The following is a 20,286-nucleotide window of genomic DNA, read 5'->3' as shown; positions in this document are numbered from 1 at the left end:
ATCTTGTTACTTACCGCGCAGGTTTCGCCACATTAACTTAAACCGATTCCAAATTCCCGGATGGTCCAACTCAGGCATAGGCTCCTCGATATGAAGCTCAGGAGGCGCAATTCTAGGGGTTAGTTGGGCAATAAACTCATTTAAACTGCTAGTTAATTTTTCAGATGGCGCTTCACCAGGGATCTCAATCCAGACGCTGCCATCACTATTATCTACCGTTAGCATCTTATCTCCATCACCTAGCACACCGATAAACCAGGTAGGTGCTTGCTTTAATTTCTTCTTCATCATCAAATGACCAATCATATTTTGCTGTAGGTATTCAAAATCTGTCTGATTCCATACCTGTAATAGCTCCCCTTGTCCCCAATCACAATTAAACAGCAGAGGAGCTGAGAAATATTCGCCAAAAAATGCCCCTATGTCTGGGCTTAACTCTATATCTAACGCAATCTCAACATTAGAAAAAGATCCTGGCTCTTCTCTTCTTACCGGCTTCCAACATACGGTGACCTCTTCATTAGACTCATCGTAATTACTGGGTTCAAACTCCCCTTCAATACAAATAGATCCTTCACCTCTAGGGTAGTAACGCGGAGATTCACCTAGCTTTTCGAGATAAGCCAGTTGATATATTTTCAAGAAATTATCTAAAGCAGGTAGAGAAGACACTTAGCAGGAGTCCAAAATTTGAGTATAATGTACTCCTATTTTGACATGGAATATCTATTGATGACACAAGTTCATGATCCCTATACGGATGCCGAGGCACTCAGTGGCTTAACACTGGGTAAAGCAACGGGCTATCAGGCCGAGTATGACGCATCTTTGCTGCAAGGGGTTCCGCGTAAACTTAATCGTGATGCACTCGAACTCAATGAAAGTTTGCCTTTTCATGGCACTGATATCTGGACGGGTTATGAACTATCTTGGCTCAATGCCAAAGGCAAGCCAGTCGTTGCCATAGCCGAGTTTCAACTCTGCTATGATAGCGACAACTTGATCGAATCTAAGTCATTTAAGCTCTATCTCAATAGTTTCAATCAAACCAAATTCGACGATATAGAACAAGTACAGGCCACCTTAACCCAAGACTTGTCAAGATGTGCCGTAGGCGATGTCAGCGTTAAGATATTTGAACCTAAACAGTTCGCTAGCCAACGCATCGTTGAACTTCCAGGAACCTGTATCGACGATCTTGATATAGAAGTTGATGACTACAATTTTAACCCTCAATACCTTGAGAACAGCACAGACGAGAAAGCGGTCGTTGCCGAAACGCTTAATTCTAACCTGCTTAAATCTAACTGTTTGATCACCTCTCAGCCCGATTGGGGCAGTGTGATGATCCGTTATCAGGGGCCAAAAATCGATAGAGAAAAGCTACTCAGGTATCTCATCTCATTCCGCCAGCATAATGAGTTTCATGAGCAGTGTATCGAGCGTATCTTTGTCGATCTGAAACGTTTCTGCAATTGCACCAAACTAACCGTGTATGCTCGTTATACACGTCGTGGTGGATTAGATATTAACCCTTACCGTAGTGATTTTGAGACTCCACCAGAAAATCATCGTTTAGCCAGGCAATAAGCGGAAGAATAATAAGGTTTTAATGAAAGAAAGGTGAGCCATGCTCATCTTTCTTTAGAAGAAATATCTCTAGTAATCAACAAAAAACACTAGAGATAATCAACCACAGTAACCTCCACGATTAGCTTTAGCCGTTACGTAAGGTAAACATAAATGCTCATTCTCTGTCTCTCAAATAAAAAGCTAATGCATTACTCGTTGATTAACTTTTTTAAAGTATTTCTTAACCAGATACTCGCAGGATTTCGATCTAACTTCTTACTCCAAACCATATGATAGTTAATAGCACGAGTATCGAGAGGTGGCTGCAGTACCTGTAAGCCGAACAGCTCGGCATATTCTTGAGAAAAGGTTTGAGCAGCGACAGCGATAGCATCACATTTAGCCACGGTCGCCAACATAGCGAGAATAGAGGATTGCTCACAATACACCTCTCTGTGAGGTAAGACTTCATCGGTTAGAAAATCTACCATACTCAAGTTACCCCGTTTCATATTCAAAACGATATGCTTCTCACTAAAATACTGCTCACGGCTCAGGGTGTTTGATATTCTCGGGTGCCCCTTTCTTACCACACATACCAAATTATCTTGCATCAAGAGTTCGTTCGAGAAAGATGCTAATTCAGGCTTGGTCAGGTCAATAGCCAGATCGACAGCTTCGAGCTGAAGATCTAATTGAAGTTGCTCTTCCTGTATCGGTATTTCACGAAATACAATATCGACAGACAATGATTTAAGGTGATCATTTACTCGCTTATGTAGCAAGCCTATTGTCGTTTCATGAGCATATACATAAAACGTACGCTCACTACATAGGGGATCAAACACCTTCATCCCCTGTAAGGATTGCTCGATACTCGATAGCGGCTCCTTAAACTCTTCATACAAGCTAAGTGCTCCAGCCGTCGGTTTGACCCCCCTGCCCACTCGAATAAAGAGATCTTCTCCCACGGTAGATTTAAGCCGGTTAATCGCATTGCTCACGGAAGATTGGGTGAGGTCTAACTCCTCTGCGGCCTTACTGAAAGATCCCACCCTACATACCGTAATAAAAACACGTAAAAGGTTGAGATCAAAATGTTTCTGTTGGGGCATAGCAGGTTCCTGAGTATATTTTAAAACAGTTTTAATATTCACAATATAAATATTAACTTCAAGGTTAGCGCTAATTATTAATCTATTCAAGCTGGATATACTGACGTCAATCAATACACTTTGACCAAGGTAGTTCCATGAAAAAATCACTTATCTCTGTATCAATCATAGCGGTCTTGTCTTTCAATAGCCTTGCCGCTCAGCATGAGCACGAAAGCATCAGCGTTAACTATCAGGGCAAAGATGCGACGGCTCAAACAGCTCAAGCCAATAATGACTTCGCAAAGCATCTAAACTTCTCAGATACTGCAGCCTTCGATCAGGCCTCAAAAAACCTTATCGCCAAGCTAGATAGCAAGACAGCGGCTATTTTGCGCGCCGATTTTGAATATATCAGTGGTAAAGCCCCAGATACTGTAAACCCATCCCTATACCGTCAAGCAAAATTGAATATGGTGGCCGACGGTTTATATAAGGTACGCGACGGTATATACCAAATTCGCGGTACCGATCTTGCCAACATGACACTGATCCGCTCCGAACACGGCTGGATTGCCTATGATGTCTTGCTAACCAAGGAAGCGGCCAAACTATCACTCAAATTTGCCATGAAGAATTTACCCGAAGGTGGTGATCTTCCGGTTGTTGCCATGATCTACTCCCACAGCCACGTCGACCATTTCGGTGGTTCACGTGGGGTGCAGGAACTCTACCCTGATGTAAAAGTGTATGGTTCCAACAATATAACCAAAGAAATTGTCGACGAAAACGTACTAGCTGGAAATGCCATGAGCCGACGCGTCGCATATCAATACGGCTCGACCTTAGACAAAAATGATCACGGTATCGTCGATGCGGCCCTGGGGAAGGGATTATCGAAAGGTGAGATAACCTATGTCAAACCCGACTACACCTTAAACAGTGAAGGCAAGTGGGAAACACTGACCATAGATGGCTTAGAAATGGTATTTATGGACGCCTCGGGTACCGAAGCCACCTCAGAGATGATCACCTATATTCCCTCAATGAAGGCATTGTGGACCGCCGAGCTCACCTATCAGGGAATGCACAATATCTATACCTTGCGCGGCGCCAAAGTGCGTGACGCCCTTAAGTGGTCCAAAGATATTAACACGATGATCAACACTTTCGGTGGCGAAGTCAAAACCTTATTCTCTGCCCACACGGCACCGATTTGGGGCAATAGTGAGATCAACGATTTCCTTAGGCTACAACGAGATAACTATGGCTTAATTCACAATCAGACACTGCGCCTGGCTAACCAAGGAGTCACCATTCAGGATATAGGGGATGCGATCCAAGAAACGATCCCTGAATCTATCATCAAGTCATGGCATACCAATGGCTATCATGGTTCTTACAGTCATAATGCCAAGGCTGTCTACAACATGTACTTAGGTTATTTTGACATGAACCCGGCTAATCTAAATCCTCTGCCAACCCACCCAGAAGCCGCTAAATTTGTCGATTATATGGGCGGTGCCAATGCCGTAATTAAGCGCGCTCAATCTGACTACTCACAAGGTGAGTATCGCTTCGTGGCAACTGCAATGAATAAGGTGGTGATGGCCGATCCTGGTAACAATACCGCACGTCAGCTACTGGCCGATACCTATGAGCAACTCGGTTATCAGTCTGAAACCGCCGGTTGGAGAAACATCTACCTCACTGGCGCTCAGGAGCTAAGAATAGGCATCATGCCTGGAGCGCCTAAAACAGCGTCAGCGGATGTGATCAGCGAAATGGATATGCCAACTCTGTTCGACTTCCTGGCGGTCAAAATCGACAGTATTAAGGCAGCTAAGCAAGGTCTGGTGACGATGAACATCATCACTCCGGACGACAAGCGTATTCTATATGTAGAGATGAGTAACGGTAACTTGAGTAACATAGAAGTGACAAAGCCTAAGCCAGCCGATGCAAACCTGACAGTCAATAAAGCCGACGTGACTCGTATTCTTATGGGTCAAACTAAACTCAAAACGTTACTGTTAAATGGTACAGCAAAGTTAAGCGGCGACAAGACGGCATTCAATAAGATAGCTTCTAGCCTAGTCGAATTTAAACCTGACTTTGAAATCGTGCCTTTAAAGCCAGTGAATGGAACCCACTAAGACTCAAGTGAGCAAAGCTGTTTTTTAATACTATTCGCTAGATTAAAACAGACTAAAACAGGCCTCTAAAACACCCAAAATTCTCACCTTGGGTGTTTTTTTAGTTACTGACATTACGACTTTACATAAGCATAGGTTCAACAATTGAACCTATGCTTTTCCTCATTGATACCAGCTTCATTAAACCGTTGCAAACCAATCAAAGTTCCTATTTCAGGCCTGCATCATCCGAAAAACCTAAATTAGAAAAAGCTAAAAATACTACTTTATAGGTAATACGGAATCTGGATAAGTCAACGATCTTCGTCACACTTATTGACACCATATCAAAATCATAGATGAAGTTTGTTTCAGATCAAACAAGCAATTCCAGTTCACATCTATAACAGTCACTGAGCAATGATGAAACATAAGGACTACACAATGAAAGTTCGTGCACTTACCCTAGCAATTTTAGCTTCTCTTTCAGCCTCTGCGGTTGCCGCTGACAGCGTAGACCCATTAAAGAAAGCCTTTATCGATGATTCAAAAATTAATCTACAATTTCGTTTACGCTACGAAGATGCCGATGTAGATACGGTCGATAATCAAAATCAAACCACATTACGTACTCGCTTAACCTACCAGACCGGTGATATCTACAAGCTGTTTGCACTGACTGAAGTCGATGATGTACGCTCCACCGACAACGAACCACTGATCGGCGATTATGAATACACTCAGATCAATCAGGCATTCATCGGCTATCGAGGCCCAGCTGAAACCTTGGTCAAATATGGTCGTCAGCGAATATTGCTGGATAATCAAAGATTCGTCGGTGGCGTAGGTTTCCGTCAAAATGAGCAAACTTATGATGCCTTCTCGGTAAAGAATACCGCCCTTGAAAACCTCACGGTTTACTATTCTTATATTAACAACGTAAACCGCATCTTCTCTGAGGACTCAGGCAAAGATGAGCATAAGAACGAAACAAACCTGCTTAACATAAACTACAAAGCGGGTGAGATTGCGAATATCACAGGCTATGCATACCTGATTGACAACATAGATGTTGCCGCCTTCTCAAGCGACACTTACGGTATTCGTGCAGCAGGAAAACTCAAGCTTGATGCTATCAAGCTCAGCTATGAAGCAGAATATGCTCAGCAATCTGAGGGCGGGGATAACCCGACAAGTTACACCGCTAATTATTATAAATTGGGTGCTGGTGTAGGTTTCGAAGGCTTCGGTGCCAAAATAGGTTACGAAGTCTTAGGCTCTGATGACGGCAAGGCTGGTTTTATCACGCCACTAGCGACACTGCACGCCTTCAACGGCTGGACAGATAAATTTCTCTTTGGCGGTATGGGAAACTGGGAGAACGGTCTCGTAGATGCCCATGTGGTATTAACAGCAAAAGTTGCGGGGCTTAAACTACTCGCCAAATATCATAAGTTTGATTCTGACTACGGTGATATCGATATGGGTAAGGAATGGGGCATAGCGGCAACCTACCCATTTGCGAAGCACTATGATGTCGGCGTGAAATACGCAAGTTTCAGTGGCGCCGATGCGGGTTACGGCTTCTCGAATGATACCGACAAGCTATGGTTAACATTGCAGGCTAAATACTAATTGAATGTTAAGCTAAAAGAGCAATAAAGCGCATCGATAATGCCTGACTCAGGTTCTTCCTGCTTAGGTTAAGGATTATCTATCGCTCCCTCTCGAGCAGAAATGGCAATGATGTTTTTTGTCACTCTGCTCTTTTTTTATTGTACTAATTAGATTCAAATTCTTTTAACAGAGTTGTGATGTCCATTTTCTGAGCATGAGTATCAAGCTTTGAATCGTTATCTAGACTCACAGCAAATCGATAATCTTCATTTAACTTACCGAATAACACCGACCAAGTATCAGCCAATTTTACCGACTCTCCCCGATGAAGGTTTAATTGAATGTCTTCAAAGAGAGGTAACACATCAATACAGCTACCTTTTGCGAATAAATCTAACTTTTCCTTTTTAATGCCAGAAAAATCGAAGCTAAATGATTTAAGAGATAAAGCCAGGCCAAGGCCTTTAGCCTTGATATAGGACTCCTTCAGCGCCCATAAATCGAAAAAGCGTTCTCTTTGTTTATCATTTGGCAGCGCAAGTAAGGCCTCTGACTCTTCATGAGTAAAATAATGATTCAAGATAGGATAAATGTTCGTCGTTTGCCTACATCGCTCTATATCTACCCCTAGTTCATTAATTTTATGATATTCAGTTTCCTCCATCACAGCGACCACCAGCCAGTCACCACTATGACTAATATTAAACAGCAGTCCACTTTGAGCTTGTTGCTCACTGATCAGCTTAGGTTTTCCTTTTTTGCCATATTCGAAACGCCAATCCGCCGGTGAAACAGATTCTCCATTTGAACAAGTTTCCTTAGCAACTAGGGATAAGATTCCTCTTAGGAACCCTCTAACCATCAAACCTTTATCTCTGGCCGAAAGCTGAATATAACGCGACACCTTAGTCAGTTCATCTTCGGGTAGCCAACGCCTAATCGAGTCAGCCTGCTCAGATGTTAAAAGTTCATGTTCGAGTGGACAGAAAAAAAGACTGAGTTTCCCTCGGCTTAACGCCTTGGGTGAAATGACTTGGCTCAAACTAGCTCCGAAATAGTGAAATAAACAGATGAGATCTTATCAAAGCCAAAGCCATAGAGATACCTAATCAAAAGCAGCATCCAGTTTTATGTTTTGTTATATAAATATCAGCTTCTTTACTCTCAATAGGCATTGAATGTCATTTACGTCACCTAATTATTAATGTAAGTTATTGTCTATATTAGAATTAAAATTTAATTTAGGAAGATAATGACAAGTTATAAAGAGTACAAGGTAGTTCATATCGTCGAAGGTGGCTGCGGTACGATCTTTTTAGGCTCCAGCGGTCTACCACTAAAAAAAATGGAAGCAACACTTAATGAGCAAGCCGCTGAAGGCTGGCAAGTCGTGTTTCAAGTGATCGAACGTAAGCGTTTTTGGCTATTTTGGAGTCGAGAAGCCGTGATTGTCACTTTAGGTCGTAACGGCTAATGAGTTTATCCAAGCTGGCTATCGCTTTGATTAATAGCTATCAGCGCAAAGGCGGCTCTAAACATTACTTTAGTCTGGAATGTAACTTTATACCGACCTGCTCAGAATACACTAAACAAGCCATCAATTATTATGGCCTGTTTACTGGCTGCAAACTCGGATTAAAACGTATTATGCGCTGTTCAGAGCCTGATTGTGCCAATATCAGTCATGATCCACTGCATAAGGGGCAATGATGTTCTTGTCTAAACAGGCCTTAGTCGAACAAGAGGAAGCTATACGTCTTAAAGTTCGTCAGCTAAGCGATGAACAGAGAAAGCATTACCATAGATTAGAGCTTAAAAGCATTAAAGATCCGGACACCTATGCCGTATTAAATTGGTGCTTTATTGCAGGATTTCACCACTTTTACCTTGGGAAATTTGTTCGCGGCGCAGTGAATTCGAGTCTATTTATTTTAGGGCTCATTCTATTGTTCTGTGTCGAGCCTCCCTGGATTGGCCTTGGCATTTATGGCCTAGTATTCCTGTTAGAGTTACCTCAATTACTCAATGCACAAAATATCATCCATCAATACAATAACCAAGTGATGCAAGCTTGTTTAACCGACATCCTCAACGAAAAAAGCTGAAAAGCCCTAAGCTTAGAGATGGTTCATTCTTAATGATGAGAGAGCTTGTTACTAAAAATCCTCGATCTATCGAGGATTTTTTATGACACTTTCGATTTCAACTAACATTCATACCATTCGAAATTATGAACATGAGCCGCAGCACACACCGGGTTCACCATGTTTAGGCTTCTTCTCTGCCTCAATATCAGTATTCTCCTGCTCTGATCCCTGCTTCAAACTTTGAATAGACTCAAGTTCAGTTTGGGTATTTTTTCCTGCCGCATCTTTCTTTTTGAAAAAACTAACACCTGCTAAAGCCATTGTGATCCCCTTTAAACAACACGTTAAACATTTATATTTTACGCATGTTATTAACTTCGACTATTGTAGTCAAATATATAGTGCTGTTTGTGAGCAAGGTCTCAAATAATGAATAGCATTAGATGCAGAATGACACGCTAATAATCAATATGAATCGGGGTTAAGCAATCATTCCCCTAATGCGTAATAAATCTCCGACTAAAAGCTCCATTTAAGCTGCATATAACCCAGTGTCGAGGGAGTCACGCCGAACAAACTGCCACTGCTGCCATCGAAGCGTTGAGCGACCATTAACAAGCTCCACTCATTTGCGAGAGAATAACTCATGTTGGCACCAATAAAGTAAGAGCCATCATCATAAAAACTGCTGCTAAAGGTGAGTCGGCTCAAGGGCGAGATATCGAAGCCAAGCTCCAGATAACGGGTCCAGTTGGTAAAACTTAAGGTTCTTGCTGTCAGAGGAAGGTTTAAATAGAGCAAGGCGCTATCAGGCTCAGTCGGATTGGAGATATGCAGCACTGACCCTCTGACCATCCAGTTTCTCGGTCCGGTGAAACTGTAATCCATCTCCAGAGTCGATACACTAGTTGCAACTAAACGCTGTGGCTCACCGGAAAAAGCATTGAAAACGTCCGCTGTATTAATATTCGGAGCATTAGCACTTGGAGTGTGAATGCCTGAAATACTAGCGCTCGCATTATATGCAGCCGCGTCTTCGACTGGCCAATAGTCATATTGAGGGTCAAAATAGCTAAACTCGCCTCTGAATCCGGCCCCCGATAGATCTCCGGCAAAACCGGCTCCCAAGACATGATCAAATCCCGACTTTCCGATTAAAAACTGCAAATCCCAGCTCTCATAATTGCTCAGATAACGCATAGCAAAACTGGTTAATTTGCTGTCTTGGTTTGGGTTATAGACAAAATCTAATGAACTGGCAAAGCCGAGTTGTCGGCTAATAAGCACAGCATCAGCGCCACTTCGCTCCTCATAGTCAAAATCATATATCGAGTAAGCATTGAAGATATCGTTTGGGTTCCACAACGTACTCATCGCCCAGTTAATACGAAAACGCCCCACCCTAGCCTGCCAGTCTCCACCAGCGAATTCACTGGGTTTCCAATCTATATAAGCACGATCAAACTGAGTATTCCCCACCCAGGCATCGTTATCAAGCCAGGTTGTCGACATATCCCAGTAACCAGGGTCTGAGCCTATCAGATCGCCATAGCCGGGAACTTCTGCACTATCCCCATAGAAGAGTCGATTACGCATCGAGACATTAAATCTCAGCTCACTATCGAAGCGGTATTCGAAGTTAAATCTTTGATGTAACAGGTGATCCGATATACCTGATGAGTCATCGGGAGAAGTGTAAGTGCCCATGTACTTTATATAACCATCGAGGTCCCAGCTTTTAGCGGGTTCAAGACCCGGAATAGGTGAAGCGAGTACCGGATTCAAGAGTAAAATAATTAAGCCAAACAATAGTGAAGCAGTGAGTCTCACAGCACTCTTCACTGCACTTGTACCTGTCCCTGCACTCTTCACCGCACACGGTCCTCGGTTAATTGACCATCTTCAAAGACAATGACCCGGCGCGCACGCTTGATCACCCGTGGGTCATGAGTTGAGAAGATAAAAGTCGTGCCCTCATTTTCGTTGAGCTGCTGCATGATATCCAGTAACTCAGAGGTGTTGGCCGCATCTAAATTTGCAGTCGGCTCATCGGCCATCACAAACCTGGGCCTTGGGGCTAACGCTCGTGCCACTGCGACACGCTGCTGTTGACCACCAGAGAGTTTGGAAGGCACCTTATGCAAATGATCCCCCAATCCCACGCGATTCAAGAGTTCAGTGGCTCGTACCCGACATTCTGCCTCGCTATGTCCCTGCAACTGCATGACAAATTCTACATTTTCCAGTGCAGTCAACACTGGCAGTAAACTGTAATCCTGGAAGATAAAACCAATATTATCCCGGCGAAATGCGATCAAGTTTTTATCACTAAGCTCGCAGATATCATTGCCATCAATGACTACCTTCCCGGATGTAGGTTCATCGATGCCACCTATCATGTTTAACAAGGTGGTTTTCCCCGAACCCGAGGGTCCCATCACGGCGACAAACTCTCCCTGTTCAATATTAAGATCTAAGGCTTTGACTGCATGAACAGGAAAATCAGTATCTTGGTTGTAAGTCTTACACAGTTGAGTCGTTCGAATACTCATATTTAGCTCCTCCTCATTACCTCTGACTAAGGCTACTCATCAAAAATAAAAATATTTAGTGCTTTTCAGCCATGGCATCGATCGGGCTAAGTTTCAATATCTGCCTTGCTGGATACAGAGCCGCAAACAGGCTCACGGCTACCACAGTCACTAAGGTAAGAAAGTACTCCCCCGCCGAGACTTGAGGATAAAGCGTCGTATCGACCCCTAATGCGCCAACGCCTTCAGCCATAGCCCCAAGCTCTATTCCCGTAACTTGTAAAATAGTCACTAAGATCCATGCACCGCAAACACCCAAGATACCTCCGGTAACACCTAACAGGCCTGTTTCCAGGATGATCAAGGTAAATACCTTATGTTTTTGCATGCCCACTGCCATCAAAACACCAAACTCACGAGTGCGTTCAAATACCGACATCAACATGATGTTAATAATGCAAAATCCCATTGCCAACATAAATATTCCCAGCACGATGGCATTACTCACGCCGATCTGAGAAATGATGGTGGCCAACATGGGCTGAATTTCCTGCCAGTCTCTGATGCTATTTAGCTTGTCTGTATTAGCTGTTTCAAGCACAAATTCAAGCTTGGTTTTCACCTGCAAGGCAAGTTCATTAGAGAAATAACTGCCACTATTGTTGAGCACGATAGCGATCTCATGAACCCCCTCAAGACCAGCCAGCTTCATCAAGTCACCACGTCTAACATAGAGATTGCCATCATCGAACCCCGTCGATGGGGTCGTGAAGATTCCTGTGACTCTAAAGGCTGCTCCCGTGACATCCTTGTCTATGTTACTGAAGGTCAAGACGACTTTTGAGCCTAGGCGTAAGCGTAAACGGTCGGCGGTTTTCTGTGATACTAAGACAGGGTGTCGTCCCTCGTGAGTCAGCCAACTCCCCTCGACTAACTTGCTGGCTAAAGGAGTGACTCTGGCTTCATCATAGCTATCGACTCCATTGATACGGATCCCGCGGCTGGAGCGCGCCGATGCCACCATGCCATCGACCAAAAATCGTGCAGACCAAGCCTTCACCTCAGGTATATCGGCTAAGGCATCGGTTATCTTATCGGGTGATTGGATAATGAGTTTTAGATCTGGGTTATCAACATATTTTCTATTGTGAACCTGAAGGTCGCTAGTTTGCCAGGCAATAGCATTCTCTATCATGTTGCCGTACATGCCAGTCATAAACCCCATCATAGCCACTACGCCCATCAGACCAAATACCATGGCGCTGAGCATAATCGAGGTACGTAATTTATTTCTCCAAAGATTCCGCCACGCCAGCTTAATAAGCATTGATCACAGCCCCTATCAGTCTAGATACCAAACCAGTGAGCATAATCGAAGTACGTAACCTAGTATGAAATATATGACCCCAAAGATTTCGCCACGCCAGCTTAATCAGCATTAATCACAGCCCCTATCAGTCTAGATACCAAACCTGTGAGCATAATCGAGGTATGTAACCTAGTATGAAATATATGACGCCAAAGATTTCGCCACGCCAACTTAATGAGCATGCTCACCGCCTTTGAGCGCAGTCACGAGATCTAAACGGTAGACCCGCCATAACGGATAAATCAAGCAGAGCAACATCAGAGCGAGTACGATTACGATCTGGTCGATGAACAACCAAGGCGCCAGCATCATAGGAATGATTGGCTCCCAGCCCATATCCAACATGAGTTGCGCCGTTTCCCCAGTTAACTGAATCGGATAGAAGTTAAACCAGATAAGCACAGGTGTGGCGATAACCAAACCTATGATGATGCCGAGCAGTGAGATAAAACTAGATTCCAGCATGACTAAGCCAAGCAGTTTAGGCCGCAACAGACCTGTGGCTAACATGACGCCAAACTCTCGCTGCCGCTCTAATGTCATCATCAAGATAGTGGCAAACAAGCCAAAACCTACGACGCCATAAAGCAGATACATCATAAATATTCCCCCCGCCTTATCCATAGCTATCTGCTGCGCCATCTCAGGGGAGAGGTCTTTCCAGTCACGCACATTGACCTGACCAGTAAAACCAGCAGCCTCACCTCGCTCACTATAAACCTGCTTTAACTGATTAACGGTTTGTTCAAGATGAGGGAGATCCCGGGTATGTAACACCCAAGAGGTCACCTGTTTATCGGTACTAAATAGTGTTTGTGCCAGTGACAATGGCATATAGATGAGTTGATTATCGAGCCGAGATATTGGGAAATGCAGCACACCTTTAATGGTGTAGAGACCAGCAGCGGTCTGTCCACGATAGCCTTGACCATACAGTACTACCTCATCGCCAACACCTAGTTTAAAATACTCAGCCAGCCCTTGACCAATTAACACCTGTTTATCATCTCGCGTAAGAAACTCGCCATCGACTAGCTTACTGGCAATACCCGAATAGTCATCTTCAAGCTCAGGTATGACTCCCAGCACCATGACCCCTTTAGACTTTTCACCTGCAGCTGCCAGTGAAAAAGATTCTATTCTGGGTAAAGCACGTTCTACATCAGAGATCTGCTTAGCAATATCGATAAAGGCATCATCTTCAGGAAGAAGATCATCAATACTCTGAGTCTCAGCAAAATCAGAATGCTGTAGCTGAATAAGACCGGTGGAAAAACGGGCACTGTTTTCGATGTTATTTGCATAACTCCCTTCTTGGGTGCTACGCATCACTAACGACAGGATTAACGCTAAGGCGAGTGCGCATGCGGTGAGAATTGTGCGCCGCTTCTGTCGCCACAAATTTCGCCAAGCGAGTTTTAGTAACATAAATTTCCTTAAAGGGGAACGAGGACCTAGGTTCTAGGTACACTCAAGCTTAATCCCTCAACGCCTTCATCTGACTTTGAGAGAAAAAGTCATCGCCAATATCGAAATCAAACTGAGCTTCATGGGTGAGCATCTCGGTCTTATTACCTGGCTTATCGGCGGGGAGCATGATCATGCGAGTCGCGATTAAACGTCCACCCATCTGTTTAACATCGAAGGTCTCCATGGTATTTACCAAGTCATCGAACTCGTCATAAAATTCGACTTTACGCTGAAGATAACTCTCTGTTGAAACCCATAACCTGATCTTACTCCACACCACTGGCGCATCGGGTTTAGCGATAGCGTCTATCACATAGCTGTTGTCACCGTCGATAACCTGCTCTTCGATGAGCTGATGGTCATAATCCACCACTATGGATGACTGATTGATAAGATCATCATTGGTAAAGTCCGAGCCCATCCAAGATTGGCTGAGCATAGATGGCGCAATTTTTATCACACGTTCGATACTGGGGATCCAGTTCCACATCTCTTTCTGACGCTTGAGGGATGCACTGCCTTTATCTTTTGCCGGCGCAGTCACTAGTACAAGAGATAAATCCTGACCCTTGGTCCAACTTTTCATGCTCATGGAGCGGGTCCAATCGGGGCGAATGATATTCATGGTCGCCACGGTATAACTCGAATCCCCTCGCATCTGTTTGTCCGACAGAGTGACTATTTCGGTGGCTGATTTAGCCATAGCCAAGCTTGGAGTTAACATAGATACGAGCAAAGTTAAAGCAACATAAGCTGTAACGTTAGAATGCAATGAACAACGCATAACAAGAGTCCTCACTAACTATCCCAATAAAAAAATGGCAAATTCACCGTTGAATCAATCAACAAGGAATACGCCACTATAACCTATTGAACAAAAAGCGAAACAGTGATTCGTATGACAAGGGAGTGAGATCAAAAAAAGAAGATTTAGCCCAAAAATATAAGGGCTCATAACCCTTATATTATTTCTAAGCTATCTACCTGCTATATCTGATTGGCTTCGTTAGCTGCAGATTGGATAAACTGTCTTGTTTCTTTCACGAAATTATCAACATTTTCTCGTATCTGTTCATAGTTCAAATGAGCCCTACTGTTCTCTAGTACACTTGGTGCACTGATCACTGAGACACGCTCAGCCAGAGGCTTCGAGGTAACACTATCAAGGATTTGCGCTTCGACTATGATCCGAACCGTTTTATCTCTTGTTCCTAGTGCCATTTTGACAGAGCCAATTACGGCTCCTATGGGGATAATTTCCGTTAGCTTTAAATCTTCAGGTTCGGTTGTGGCTCGGCTAATTCTTATATTGATTTGAGCCACATGTTCCCCCGCCTTATCAACAACTTTCATTGAAGAGGAAATCTCTTGCCGTAATTGTTCTGTTATCTCATCGGCAAGCTGGTTTAATACCGCTTCGGGGATCTGTTTATCCTGAGTGTAGTCGCGTTTAAGCTCCACTTTAGACACCATTAAAGCCGTATAGTATTGGGGAACTATAGATTTAGATATCCACTGTATTCCCTTCTTGTCGGCGTCATAATCTACCTCATGTAGAGGTTCATTGATCAATGAATCTGTCGTAGCAAGATCTGTTGCCGTTGGCGTTAGGCTCGAACACCCCGACAAGAACACGAGTACCAAAGCCAATGTAAAATGTATTAAAGTTTTCATAGAAATGTCCTATTTAAATCGGTTTATGAGGAGTTAGATTTAATCTTAATGAGGTTTAAGCATTCGTTATCAAGGCGAGTTGAAGCCAGCAGCCTGCCTCTGGCTAGCCCCTATTTCCATACTCGCCCAGTTCTTTACTCACTTAGCCCAATAGCAACCTCACTCCTTTGATCATCAGTTTCTATCTCTCGCTGCTTTTTATGATCTTGCGCTAAAAAGGTATAAACCGTCGGGACAACAAACAAGGTAAACAAGGTGCCAATTGACATACCCACAGTGATCACTAAACCAATAGAGAAACGACTCTGTGCACCAGCACCAGATGCCACCAATAATGGCACAACACCTATCACCATGGCCGCTGTTGTCATCAACACAGGTCTTAAGCGTACCGAAGCCGATTTAAGTGCCGCTTCATACTTACTGCAACCTATGTCTCTTTGTAGCTGATTAGCAAACTCAACAATCAAGATCCCATGTTTACTAATCAGTCCGATTAGCGTCACCAGACCCACTTCCGTGTAGATATTTAACGTATCAAGACCAAAATAAAGCGGTAGCATGGCACCAAATATCGATAAAGGGACGCTGGTCAACACTATCAAGGGGTCTCGAAAGCTCTCAAACTGAGCCGCCAACACCAGATAGATAATGATCAGGGCTAAGAAGAAGGTTGCCACCAGAGATGAACCTTCTTGTAGGTACTGACGTAACTGACCCGATGAGTCTACAGAATAGGACTGAGGTAAAATCTGCTTTGCGCCTTGCTCCATCACCTTATACGCTTCACCAATGCTCACACCCGGCATCATTTTAGCCTCAATCATAGCGCTGTTGAGTTGCTGAAATTGGTCGATATTAGAAGGCTGAACACTCTTAGTAATTGTGACTAATGACGCTAATGGCACCATCTCATGGCTCTGAGACTCAACATAATATTGATTCAAATCTGTTGCTGCGTTTCTATCTTCCTGAGGCACTTGAGTGATCACCTGATAACTCCTGCCCTCTAAGGCAAAGTAATTGATGAATCCGCCACTTAAATAGCGAGACAAGACCACACCTATCTCCTGAGCACTGACATCCATCAGCGCCGCTTTATCGCGATTAATACTGACCTCTATCTGCGGCTTACTGAAATTCAAATCATTTTGAACATAGATAAACTTGCCACTTTTCATCGCGTAATCTTTTAGCTTCTCAGCATATTGGTAGAGATCATTATAATTGCCCGTAGGTGTTTTCAAGATCATCTGAAATGGCAGTCCTTGAGGCGTACCAGGTAGGTCGGGTGGCGAAAAGGTATAAATCTGCACACCGGGTAACGTCTTACTATCAGCTTGAAAACGCTTCATGACCTCTTTCGCTGTCGCTTCTCGCTCACTCCAATCTTTAAGTACGGTTAAACCAAAGAAAGTATGATCATTTTGATAGCCATTAACCATCATATCCATCTGCTTTTCGGGATATTGATTAACAACTTGAGTGAGAGGTTGAGTGAAATGCGCTAAATAATCCGTATTGGCTTGGACAGGTCCCTTCCCCATCATCATAACGACCCCTTGGTCTTCTTGGGGCGCAAGCTCTGAGGCTGTGTGACTAAACATAAATACCAAAGCCAATAGGATACTGGCCGCCAGCGGCCATACCATCACTCTATTATCTAATACTAATCTCAGAAGACGAGTATATCTGTGCGTGATAGCAGCCATCACTGAGTTGATACTCTTGACCAGAGCTCCCTCCAACACGCTCTTAGATAAAACTTTTGAGCACATCATTGGCGTTAACGTCAGGGCAATAAAGCCTGAGATAAGCACTGAACCCGCTAAGGTAAAGGCAAATTCAGTGAACAATTTACCTGTGAGACCGCCCATAAAACCAATAGGTGCATATACTGCAGCTAAGGTGATGGTCATAGCAATAACCGGCCCGGCTATCTCTCTGGCACTGACCATTGCCGCCTGCACAGGAGACAGTCCCTCTTCTAAATGCCTAAATGTGTTTTCCACCACAACTATCGCATCATCTACCACCAGCGAAATCGCTAACACCATAGCCAAGAGCGTCAGCAGATTGATACTAAAGCCCAAGGTCAACATAAAGAATAAAGAACCAATTAAAGACAGAGGTATTGTCACTAGTGGAATGAGCATGGCTCTCATAGAGCCTAAAAAAGCGAAAATGACCATCACCACGATTAATGCCGCCTCAATTAATGTCTTGGCCACTTCATCGATTGAGGTGGTAATAAACTTAGTCGAGTCATAGACAACAGACGCATGCATCCCCACTGGCAAGCTATCAATAATACTTGGAAGCACTTTATAGGCATCGGCAACCACAGAGAGCGGATTAGAATTAGACGTATTGCTGATAGCCGTTAATACCGAAGGCTTACCATTAAAGTTAACTTGAGCATCATAAGAATTAGCCCCGAGCTCCACAGTTGCAATATCCTCAAGGTGTATTAAACGGCCATCGACCTCTTTTAAGCTAATATTGTTAAAATCGGCAACCGAAGATGCATCAGTATGAGCGTTAATATCCATCTCAATATACTCATCTTTAATCTTGCCTGCCGCGCTTACAGTGTTATTGCTTTTTATGGCATTTTGCACATCGCTGGCGGTGATCCCTAAAGCCGCCATCTTGGTTGGATTAAGCCAAATACGCATCGCAAAATCACGTTGTCCCAGAATATCGACTTTAGAGACACCACTCACAGTCGACAATGTAGGCTTAACGACACGACTGATATAATCAGAGATCTGCTCAGTGGCTAAGGTGTCGCTGGAAAATGACAGATACAGGATCGGCGACTGAGACGTTGACTTTAGAATGCTGGGATCTTGTACGCCTGCGGGCAGCCGATACTTCACCTGCTGTACCAAAGATAAGATTTCGGTTAGTGCTTTATCTGAGGGGTAATCCAGCTTGAGATAAACCGTGATCAAAGACTTACCTAAACTGCTGTTGGAGGTCATATAATCGATACCTTCAGTCTGGGCAATCTGTGCCTGTAAAGGCTGAGTCACATAGCCCTGAACACTCGACGAACTCGCTCCCGGATATTGGGTGCTGATGGTTATGACTCCTGTTTCTAGTTTTGGATATTGCCTCACTTGCAACATGTCATAGGCCTTGAATCCGAGTACCAATAGCGCAAGGCTTAGCACAACCGATAAGACGGGGCGCTTTATAAAAATATCAGTAAACTTCATCATTATTCCCCCTGGTTATGGTTAACTTCAGCGCTGTTACTACCCACTCTCTTTTGAGTAAATGTTTTCTGTACCACTGATGTTTGATCTGAGTTCGCTGCTACAGCAAACGCTTCACTGTTGTTTAGCAAAACCTTACTGCCAGGCTTTAACTGCTGCTGGTTAGAAGTCACCACTTGCTCACCTTCACTCACACCAGAAACAATTCCAAGGTTTCCTCCCCTTGTAGGGCCCACTTGAACGGCTCGGCGCTCAACCTGATATTCAAACATTCCTTTATGTTCTTTACTAGCACACTTAGTCTCAGGTTTAAGCACATAGACGGCATCACCATAAAGAGAATATGTCACTGCAATACTTGGCAGTGGGATCACATGGGCCATGTGATTACTTTGAATATTGGCTTCAACATACATACCTGAGATAAGTGGTACTCTGGAGCCCAGCACCTGAGCACGGATATCTAAGTTATGTGAAACACTGTCGACCATAGGGTCTATGGCAATGATACTGGCTATAAAATCCTCACCTGGATAGGTATCGGTTGAGAAATGAACTTGCTGTTTTAACGCCACCCTTGACAGATAGGCTTCAGGGATTGAAAAATCGATAAATTGATTATCTTGATTTTGAAGCTCAACGATCGATGTTCCTGGCTGAACATAATCACCTATGTTCACGTTCCTTATACCAAGCCGACCAGAGAATGGTGCCTTGATGGCCATAAAATCCATCTGGGTTTGAATATATTCGACGTCGGCCTGACTGGTTGAAAGCTTAGCAAATGACGAATCTACAGCATCTTGGGAAGTACTATGAGTCTTTAACAGTTTTAACTGACGTTGGTACTCGAGCTCTGCCAACATCAGGTTAGCCTGACTGGTCTTTAAGTTTGCCTTTAGCAGACGAGTATCTAACTGCACAATAAGCTGGCCCTCCTCAACATACTCACCTGAGCTAAAAGCTATCCGCTTAATTTGCCCTGACAATTGCGGAGTAATATCCACCTCTTGGTTAGCTGTCACATGGCCAACAGCCTTGATCTCTTCGAGCCAGTCTTCCTTATAAGTACTCACAGATGTCACCGCCACAGGGGGAAACGAGAAAGCCGCCAACTTAGTTTTAATCATATATTGCTTAAAAAAGTAAAAACCAAATACCAATAAAAGAATAATAGCGATTAATGAAAAGGTACCGATCACAAACCTCTTCGACATTTTACCCGTCACTTTTTCAGGCAAACTCTTTGATACTTCTTCTGACACTAATCTAGACATAGGAGCTCCTGCTCAATCGAAATTCATTTCATAGGGCAGATATTAATGAAAGGGAAAATACAAAAAATAAACTAAAGATAAGGTAAATATAATCAATATATAAACGTCAAATGTTGCAGGTTAAACGCTTATAAATTTTTGGTCATTTACGATGAAGACAGCTCATAAGCACAAATATAAAAACAATAAACAAATTAAATACAATCGCTTGAACTAAAAGCAGATGAGTTTATATA

General features: G+C 43.5%; 18 protein-coding genes. 6 read left to right on the top strand and 12 right to left on the bottom strand.

Features of this window, described 5'->3' with window-relative positions; genetic code table 11:
- Positions 1 to 6: 6 nt before the first annotated feature.
- Positions 7 to 672, bottom strand: coding sequence for a SecY-interacting protein (gene syd, locus FS373_RS01085; RefSeq protein WP_144047492.1), 666 nt, complete (start codon positions 670 to 672; stop codon positions 7 to 9).
- 60 nt (positions 673 to 732) lie between these two features.
- Between syd and queF the strand changes: the two genes are divergently transcribed.
- Positions 733 to 1,590, top strand: a complete 858-nt coding sequence (gene queF, locus FS373_RS01080) for an NADPH-dependent 7-cyano-7-deazaguanine reductase QueF (RefSeq protein WP_185976867.1) — start codon at positions 733 to 735, stop codon at positions 1,588 to 1,590.
- Between the two features lie 191 nt (positions 1,591 to 1,781).
- Here the strand turns inward: queF and FS373_RS01075 are convergent, their stop codons facing one another.
- The gene (locus FS373_RS01075; protein WP_144047493.1) at positions 1,782 to 2,687 is read right to left on the bottom strand and encodes a LysR family transcriptional regulator; all 906 of its coding nucleotides are present in this window, start codon (positions 2,685 to 2,687) and stop codon (positions 1,782 to 1,784) included.
- Between the two features lie 137 nt (positions 2,688 to 2,824).
- Here FS373_RS01075 and FS373_RS01070 point away from each other — a divergent pair, with 137 nt between their 5' ends.
- Both FS373_RS01070 and FS373_RS01065 read left to right on the top strand, forming a co-directional pair.
- A complete protein-coding gene (locus tag FS373_RS01070) occupies positions 2,825 to 4,822 on the top strand; it encodes an alkyl/aryl-sulfatase (RefSeq protein WP_152828873.1) in 1,998 nt (665 codons plus the stop codon).
- 423 nt (positions 4,823 to 5,245) lie between these two features.
- Positions 5,246 to 6,436 carry an alginate export family protein gene (locus FS373_RS01065; protein ID WP_144047495.1) on the top strand — a complete coding sequence of 397 codons (1,191 nt, stop codon included), beginning with the start codon at positions 5,246 to 5,248 and terminating at the stop codon, positions 6,434 to 6,436.
- Between the two features lie 145 nt (positions 6,437 to 6,581).
- Here FS373_RS01065 and FS373_RS01060 read toward each other — a convergent pair whose 3' ends face one another.
- Positions 6,582 to 7,460, bottom strand: a complete 879-nt coding sequence (locus FS373_RS01060; protein WP_144047496.1) for a 4'-phosphopantetheinyl transferase family protein — start codon at positions 7,458 to 7,460, stop codon at positions 6,582 to 6,584.
- Between the two features lie 210 nt (positions 7,461 to 7,670).
- Here FS373_RS01060 and FS373_RS01055 point away from each other — a divergent pair, with 210 nt between their 5' ends.
- Genes FS373_RS01055 through FS373_RS01045 form a run of 3 tightly spaced genes read left to right on the top strand, consistent with a single transcriptional unit; the run spans position 7,671 to position 8,523 of the window.
- On the top strand, positions 7,671 to 7,892 hold the full coding sequence (locus FS373_RS01055) for a DUF4177 domain-containing protein (protein WP_144047497.1): 222 nt from the start codon (positions 7,671 to 7,673) through the stop codon (positions 7,890 to 7,892).
- Positions 7,892 to 8,128 carry a membrane protein insertion efficiency factor YidD gene (gene yidD, locus FS373_RS01050; RefSeq protein ID WP_144047498.1) on the top strand — a complete coding sequence of 79 codons (237 nt, stop codon included), beginning with the start codon at positions 7,892 to 7,894 and terminating at the stop codon, positions 8,126 to 8,128. The genes FS373_RS01055 and yidD overlap by 1 nt, the downstream gene beginning before the upstream one ends.
- Positions 8,125 to 8,523 carry a TM2 domain-containing protein gene (locus FS373_RS01045; protein ID WP_227992499.1) on the top strand — a complete coding sequence of 133 codons (399 nt, stop codon included), beginning with the start codon at positions 8,125 to 8,127 and terminating at the stop codon, positions 8,521 to 8,523. The genes yidD and FS373_RS01045 overlap by 4 nt, the downstream gene beginning before the upstream one ends.
- A gap of 123 nt (positions 8,524 to 8,646) precedes the next feature.
- On the opposite strand, the gene FS373_RS01040 is transcribed toward FS373_RS01045, so the two are convergent.
- The 9 genes from FS373_RS01040 to FS373_RS01000 all read right to left on the bottom strand — a co-directional run bounded on the left by FS373_RS01040 (position 8,647) and on the right by FS373_RS01000 (position 20,050).
- The gene (locus FS373_RS01040) at positions 8,647 to 8,826 is read right to left on the bottom strand and encodes a CCGSCS motif protein (protein ID WP_144047499.1); all 180 of its coding nucleotides are present in this window, start codon (positions 8,824 to 8,826) and stop codon (positions 8,647 to 8,649) included.
- A gap of 198 nt (positions 8,827 to 9,024) precedes the next feature.
- Positions 9,025 to 10,377, bottom strand: coding sequence for a hypothetical protein (locus FS373_RS01035; protein WP_229380950.1), 1,353 nt, complete (start codon positions 10,375 to 10,377; stop codon positions 9,025 to 9,027).
- Positions 10,374 to 11,057 carry an ABC transporter ATP-binding protein gene (locus FS373_RS01030; protein WP_144047500.1) on the bottom strand — a complete coding sequence of 228 codons (684 nt, stop codon included), beginning with the start codon at positions 11,055 to 11,057 and terminating at the stop codon, positions 10,374 to 10,376. Before FS373_RS01030 ends, FS373_RS01035 begins: the two co-directional genes overlap by 4 nt.
- 55 nt (positions 11,058 to 11,112) lie before the next feature.
- The gene (locus FS373_RS01025) at positions 11,113 to 12,363 is read right to left on the bottom strand and encodes an ABC transporter permease (RefSeq protein ID WP_144047501.1); all 1,251 of its coding nucleotides are present in this window, start codon (positions 12,361 to 12,363) and stop codon (positions 11,113 to 11,115) included.
- 213 nt (positions 12,364 to 12,576) lie between these two features.
- Positions 12,577 to 13,833 carry an ABC transporter permease gene (locus tag FS373_RS01020; protein ID WP_152828872.1) on the bottom strand — a complete coding sequence of 419 codons (1,257 nt, stop codon included), beginning with the start codon at positions 13,831 to 13,833 and terminating at the stop codon, positions 12,577 to 12,579.
- Between the two features lie 49 nt (positions 13,834 to 13,882).
- Positions 13,883 to 14,578 carry an outer membrane lipoprotein-sorting protein gene (locus FS373_RS01015; protein WP_227992497.1) on the bottom strand — a complete coding sequence of 232 codons (696 nt, stop codon included), beginning with the start codon at positions 14,576 to 14,578 and terminating at the stop codon, positions 13,883 to 13,885.
- 284 nt (positions 14,579 to 14,862) lie between these two features.
- Positions 14,863 to 15,549: a DUF3313 domain-containing protein gene (locus tag FS373_RS01010; RefSeq protein WP_144047503.1), complete on the bottom strand. Its 687-nt coding sequence runs from the start codon at positions 15,547 to 15,549 to the stop codon at positions 14,863 to 14,865.
- Positions 15,550 to 15,683: 134 nt separating this feature from the next.
- Positions 15,684 to 18,776 carry an efflux RND transporter permease subunit gene (locus FS373_RS01005; protein WP_227992495.1) on the bottom strand — a complete coding sequence of 1,031 codons (3,093 nt, stop codon included), beginning with the start codon at positions 18,774 to 18,776 and terminating at the stop codon, positions 15,684 to 15,686.
- On the bottom strand, positions 18,776 to 20,050 hold the full coding sequence (locus tag FS373_RS01000) for an efflux RND transporter periplasmic adaptor subunit (protein ID WP_144047504.1): 1,275 nt from the start codon (positions 20,048 to 20,050) through the stop codon (positions 18,776 to 18,778). The genes FS373_RS01005 and FS373_RS01000 overlap by 1 nt, the downstream gene beginning before the upstream one ends.
- Between the last annotated feature and the right edge of the window lie 236 nt (positions 20,051 to 20,286).

It is taken from the genome of Shewanella sp. YLB-07 (assembly GCF_009377275.1).
This window is presented reverse-complemented; position numbering and strand designations above follow the sequence as displayed.

Excerpts from the sequence above, each read along its gene's own strand:
- FS373_RS01010 (WP_144047503.1), bottom strand. The coding sequence starts at position 15,549 with ATGAAAACTTTAATACATTTTACATTGGCTTTGGTACTCGTGTTCTTG.
- FS373_RS01040 (WP_144047499.1), bottom strand. The coding sequence starts at position 8,826 with ATGGCTTTAGCAGGTGTTAGTTTTTTCAAAAAGAAAGATGCGGCAGGA.
- FS373_RS01020 (WP_152828872.1), bottom strand. The coding sequence starts at position 13,833 with ATGTTACTAAAACTCGCTTGGCGAAATTTGTGGCGACAGAAGCGGCGC.
- FS373_RS01070 (WP_152828873.1), top strand. The coding sequence starts at position 2,825 with ATGAAAAAATCACTTATCTCTGTATCAATCATAGCGGTCTTGTCTTTC.
- FS373_RS01065 (WP_144047495.1), top strand. The coding sequence starts at position 5,246 with ATGAAAGTTCGTGCACTTACCCTAGCAATTTTAGCTTCTCTTTCAGCC.
- FS373_RS01055 (WP_144047497.1), top strand. The coding sequence starts at position 7,671 with ATGACAAGTTATAAAGAGTACAAGGTAGTTCATATCGTCGAAGGTGGC.
- FS373_RS01030 (WP_144047500.1), bottom strand. The coding sequence starts at position 11,057 with ATGAGTATTCGAACGACTCAACTGTGTAAGACTTACAACCAAGATACT.
- FS373_RS01045 (WP_227992499.1), top strand. The coding sequence starts at position 8,125 with ATGATGTTCTTGTCTAAACAGGCCTTAGTCGAACAAGAGGAAGCTATA.
- queF (WP_185976867.1), top strand. The coding sequence starts at position 733 with ATGACACAAGTTCATGATCCCTATACGGATGCCGAGGCACTCAGTGGC.
- FS373_RS01005 (WP_227992495.1), bottom strand. The coding sequence starts at position 18,776 with ATGATGAAGTTTACTGATATTTTTATAAAGCGCCCCGTCTTATCGGTT.
- yidD (WP_144047498.1), top strand. The coding sequence starts at position 7,892 with ATGAGTTTATCCAAGCTGGCTATCGCTTTGATTAATAGCTATCAGCGC.
- FS373_RS01025 (WP_144047501.1), bottom strand. The coding sequence starts at position 12,363 with ATGCTTATTAAGCTGGCGTGGCGGAATCTTTGGAGAAATAAATTACGT.
- FS373_RS01015 (WP_227992497.1), bottom strand. The coding sequence starts at position 14,578 with ATGGCTAAATCAGCCACCGAAATAGTCACTCTGTCGGACAAACAGATG.
- FS373_RS01075 (WP_144047493.1), bottom strand. The coding sequence starts at position 2,687 with ATGCCCCAACAGAAACATTTTGATCTCAACCTTTTACGTGTTTTTATT.
- FS373_RS01000 (WP_144047504.1), bottom strand. The coding sequence starts at position 20,050 with ATGTCTAGATTAGTGTCAGAAGAAGTATCAAAGAGTTTGCCTGAAAAA.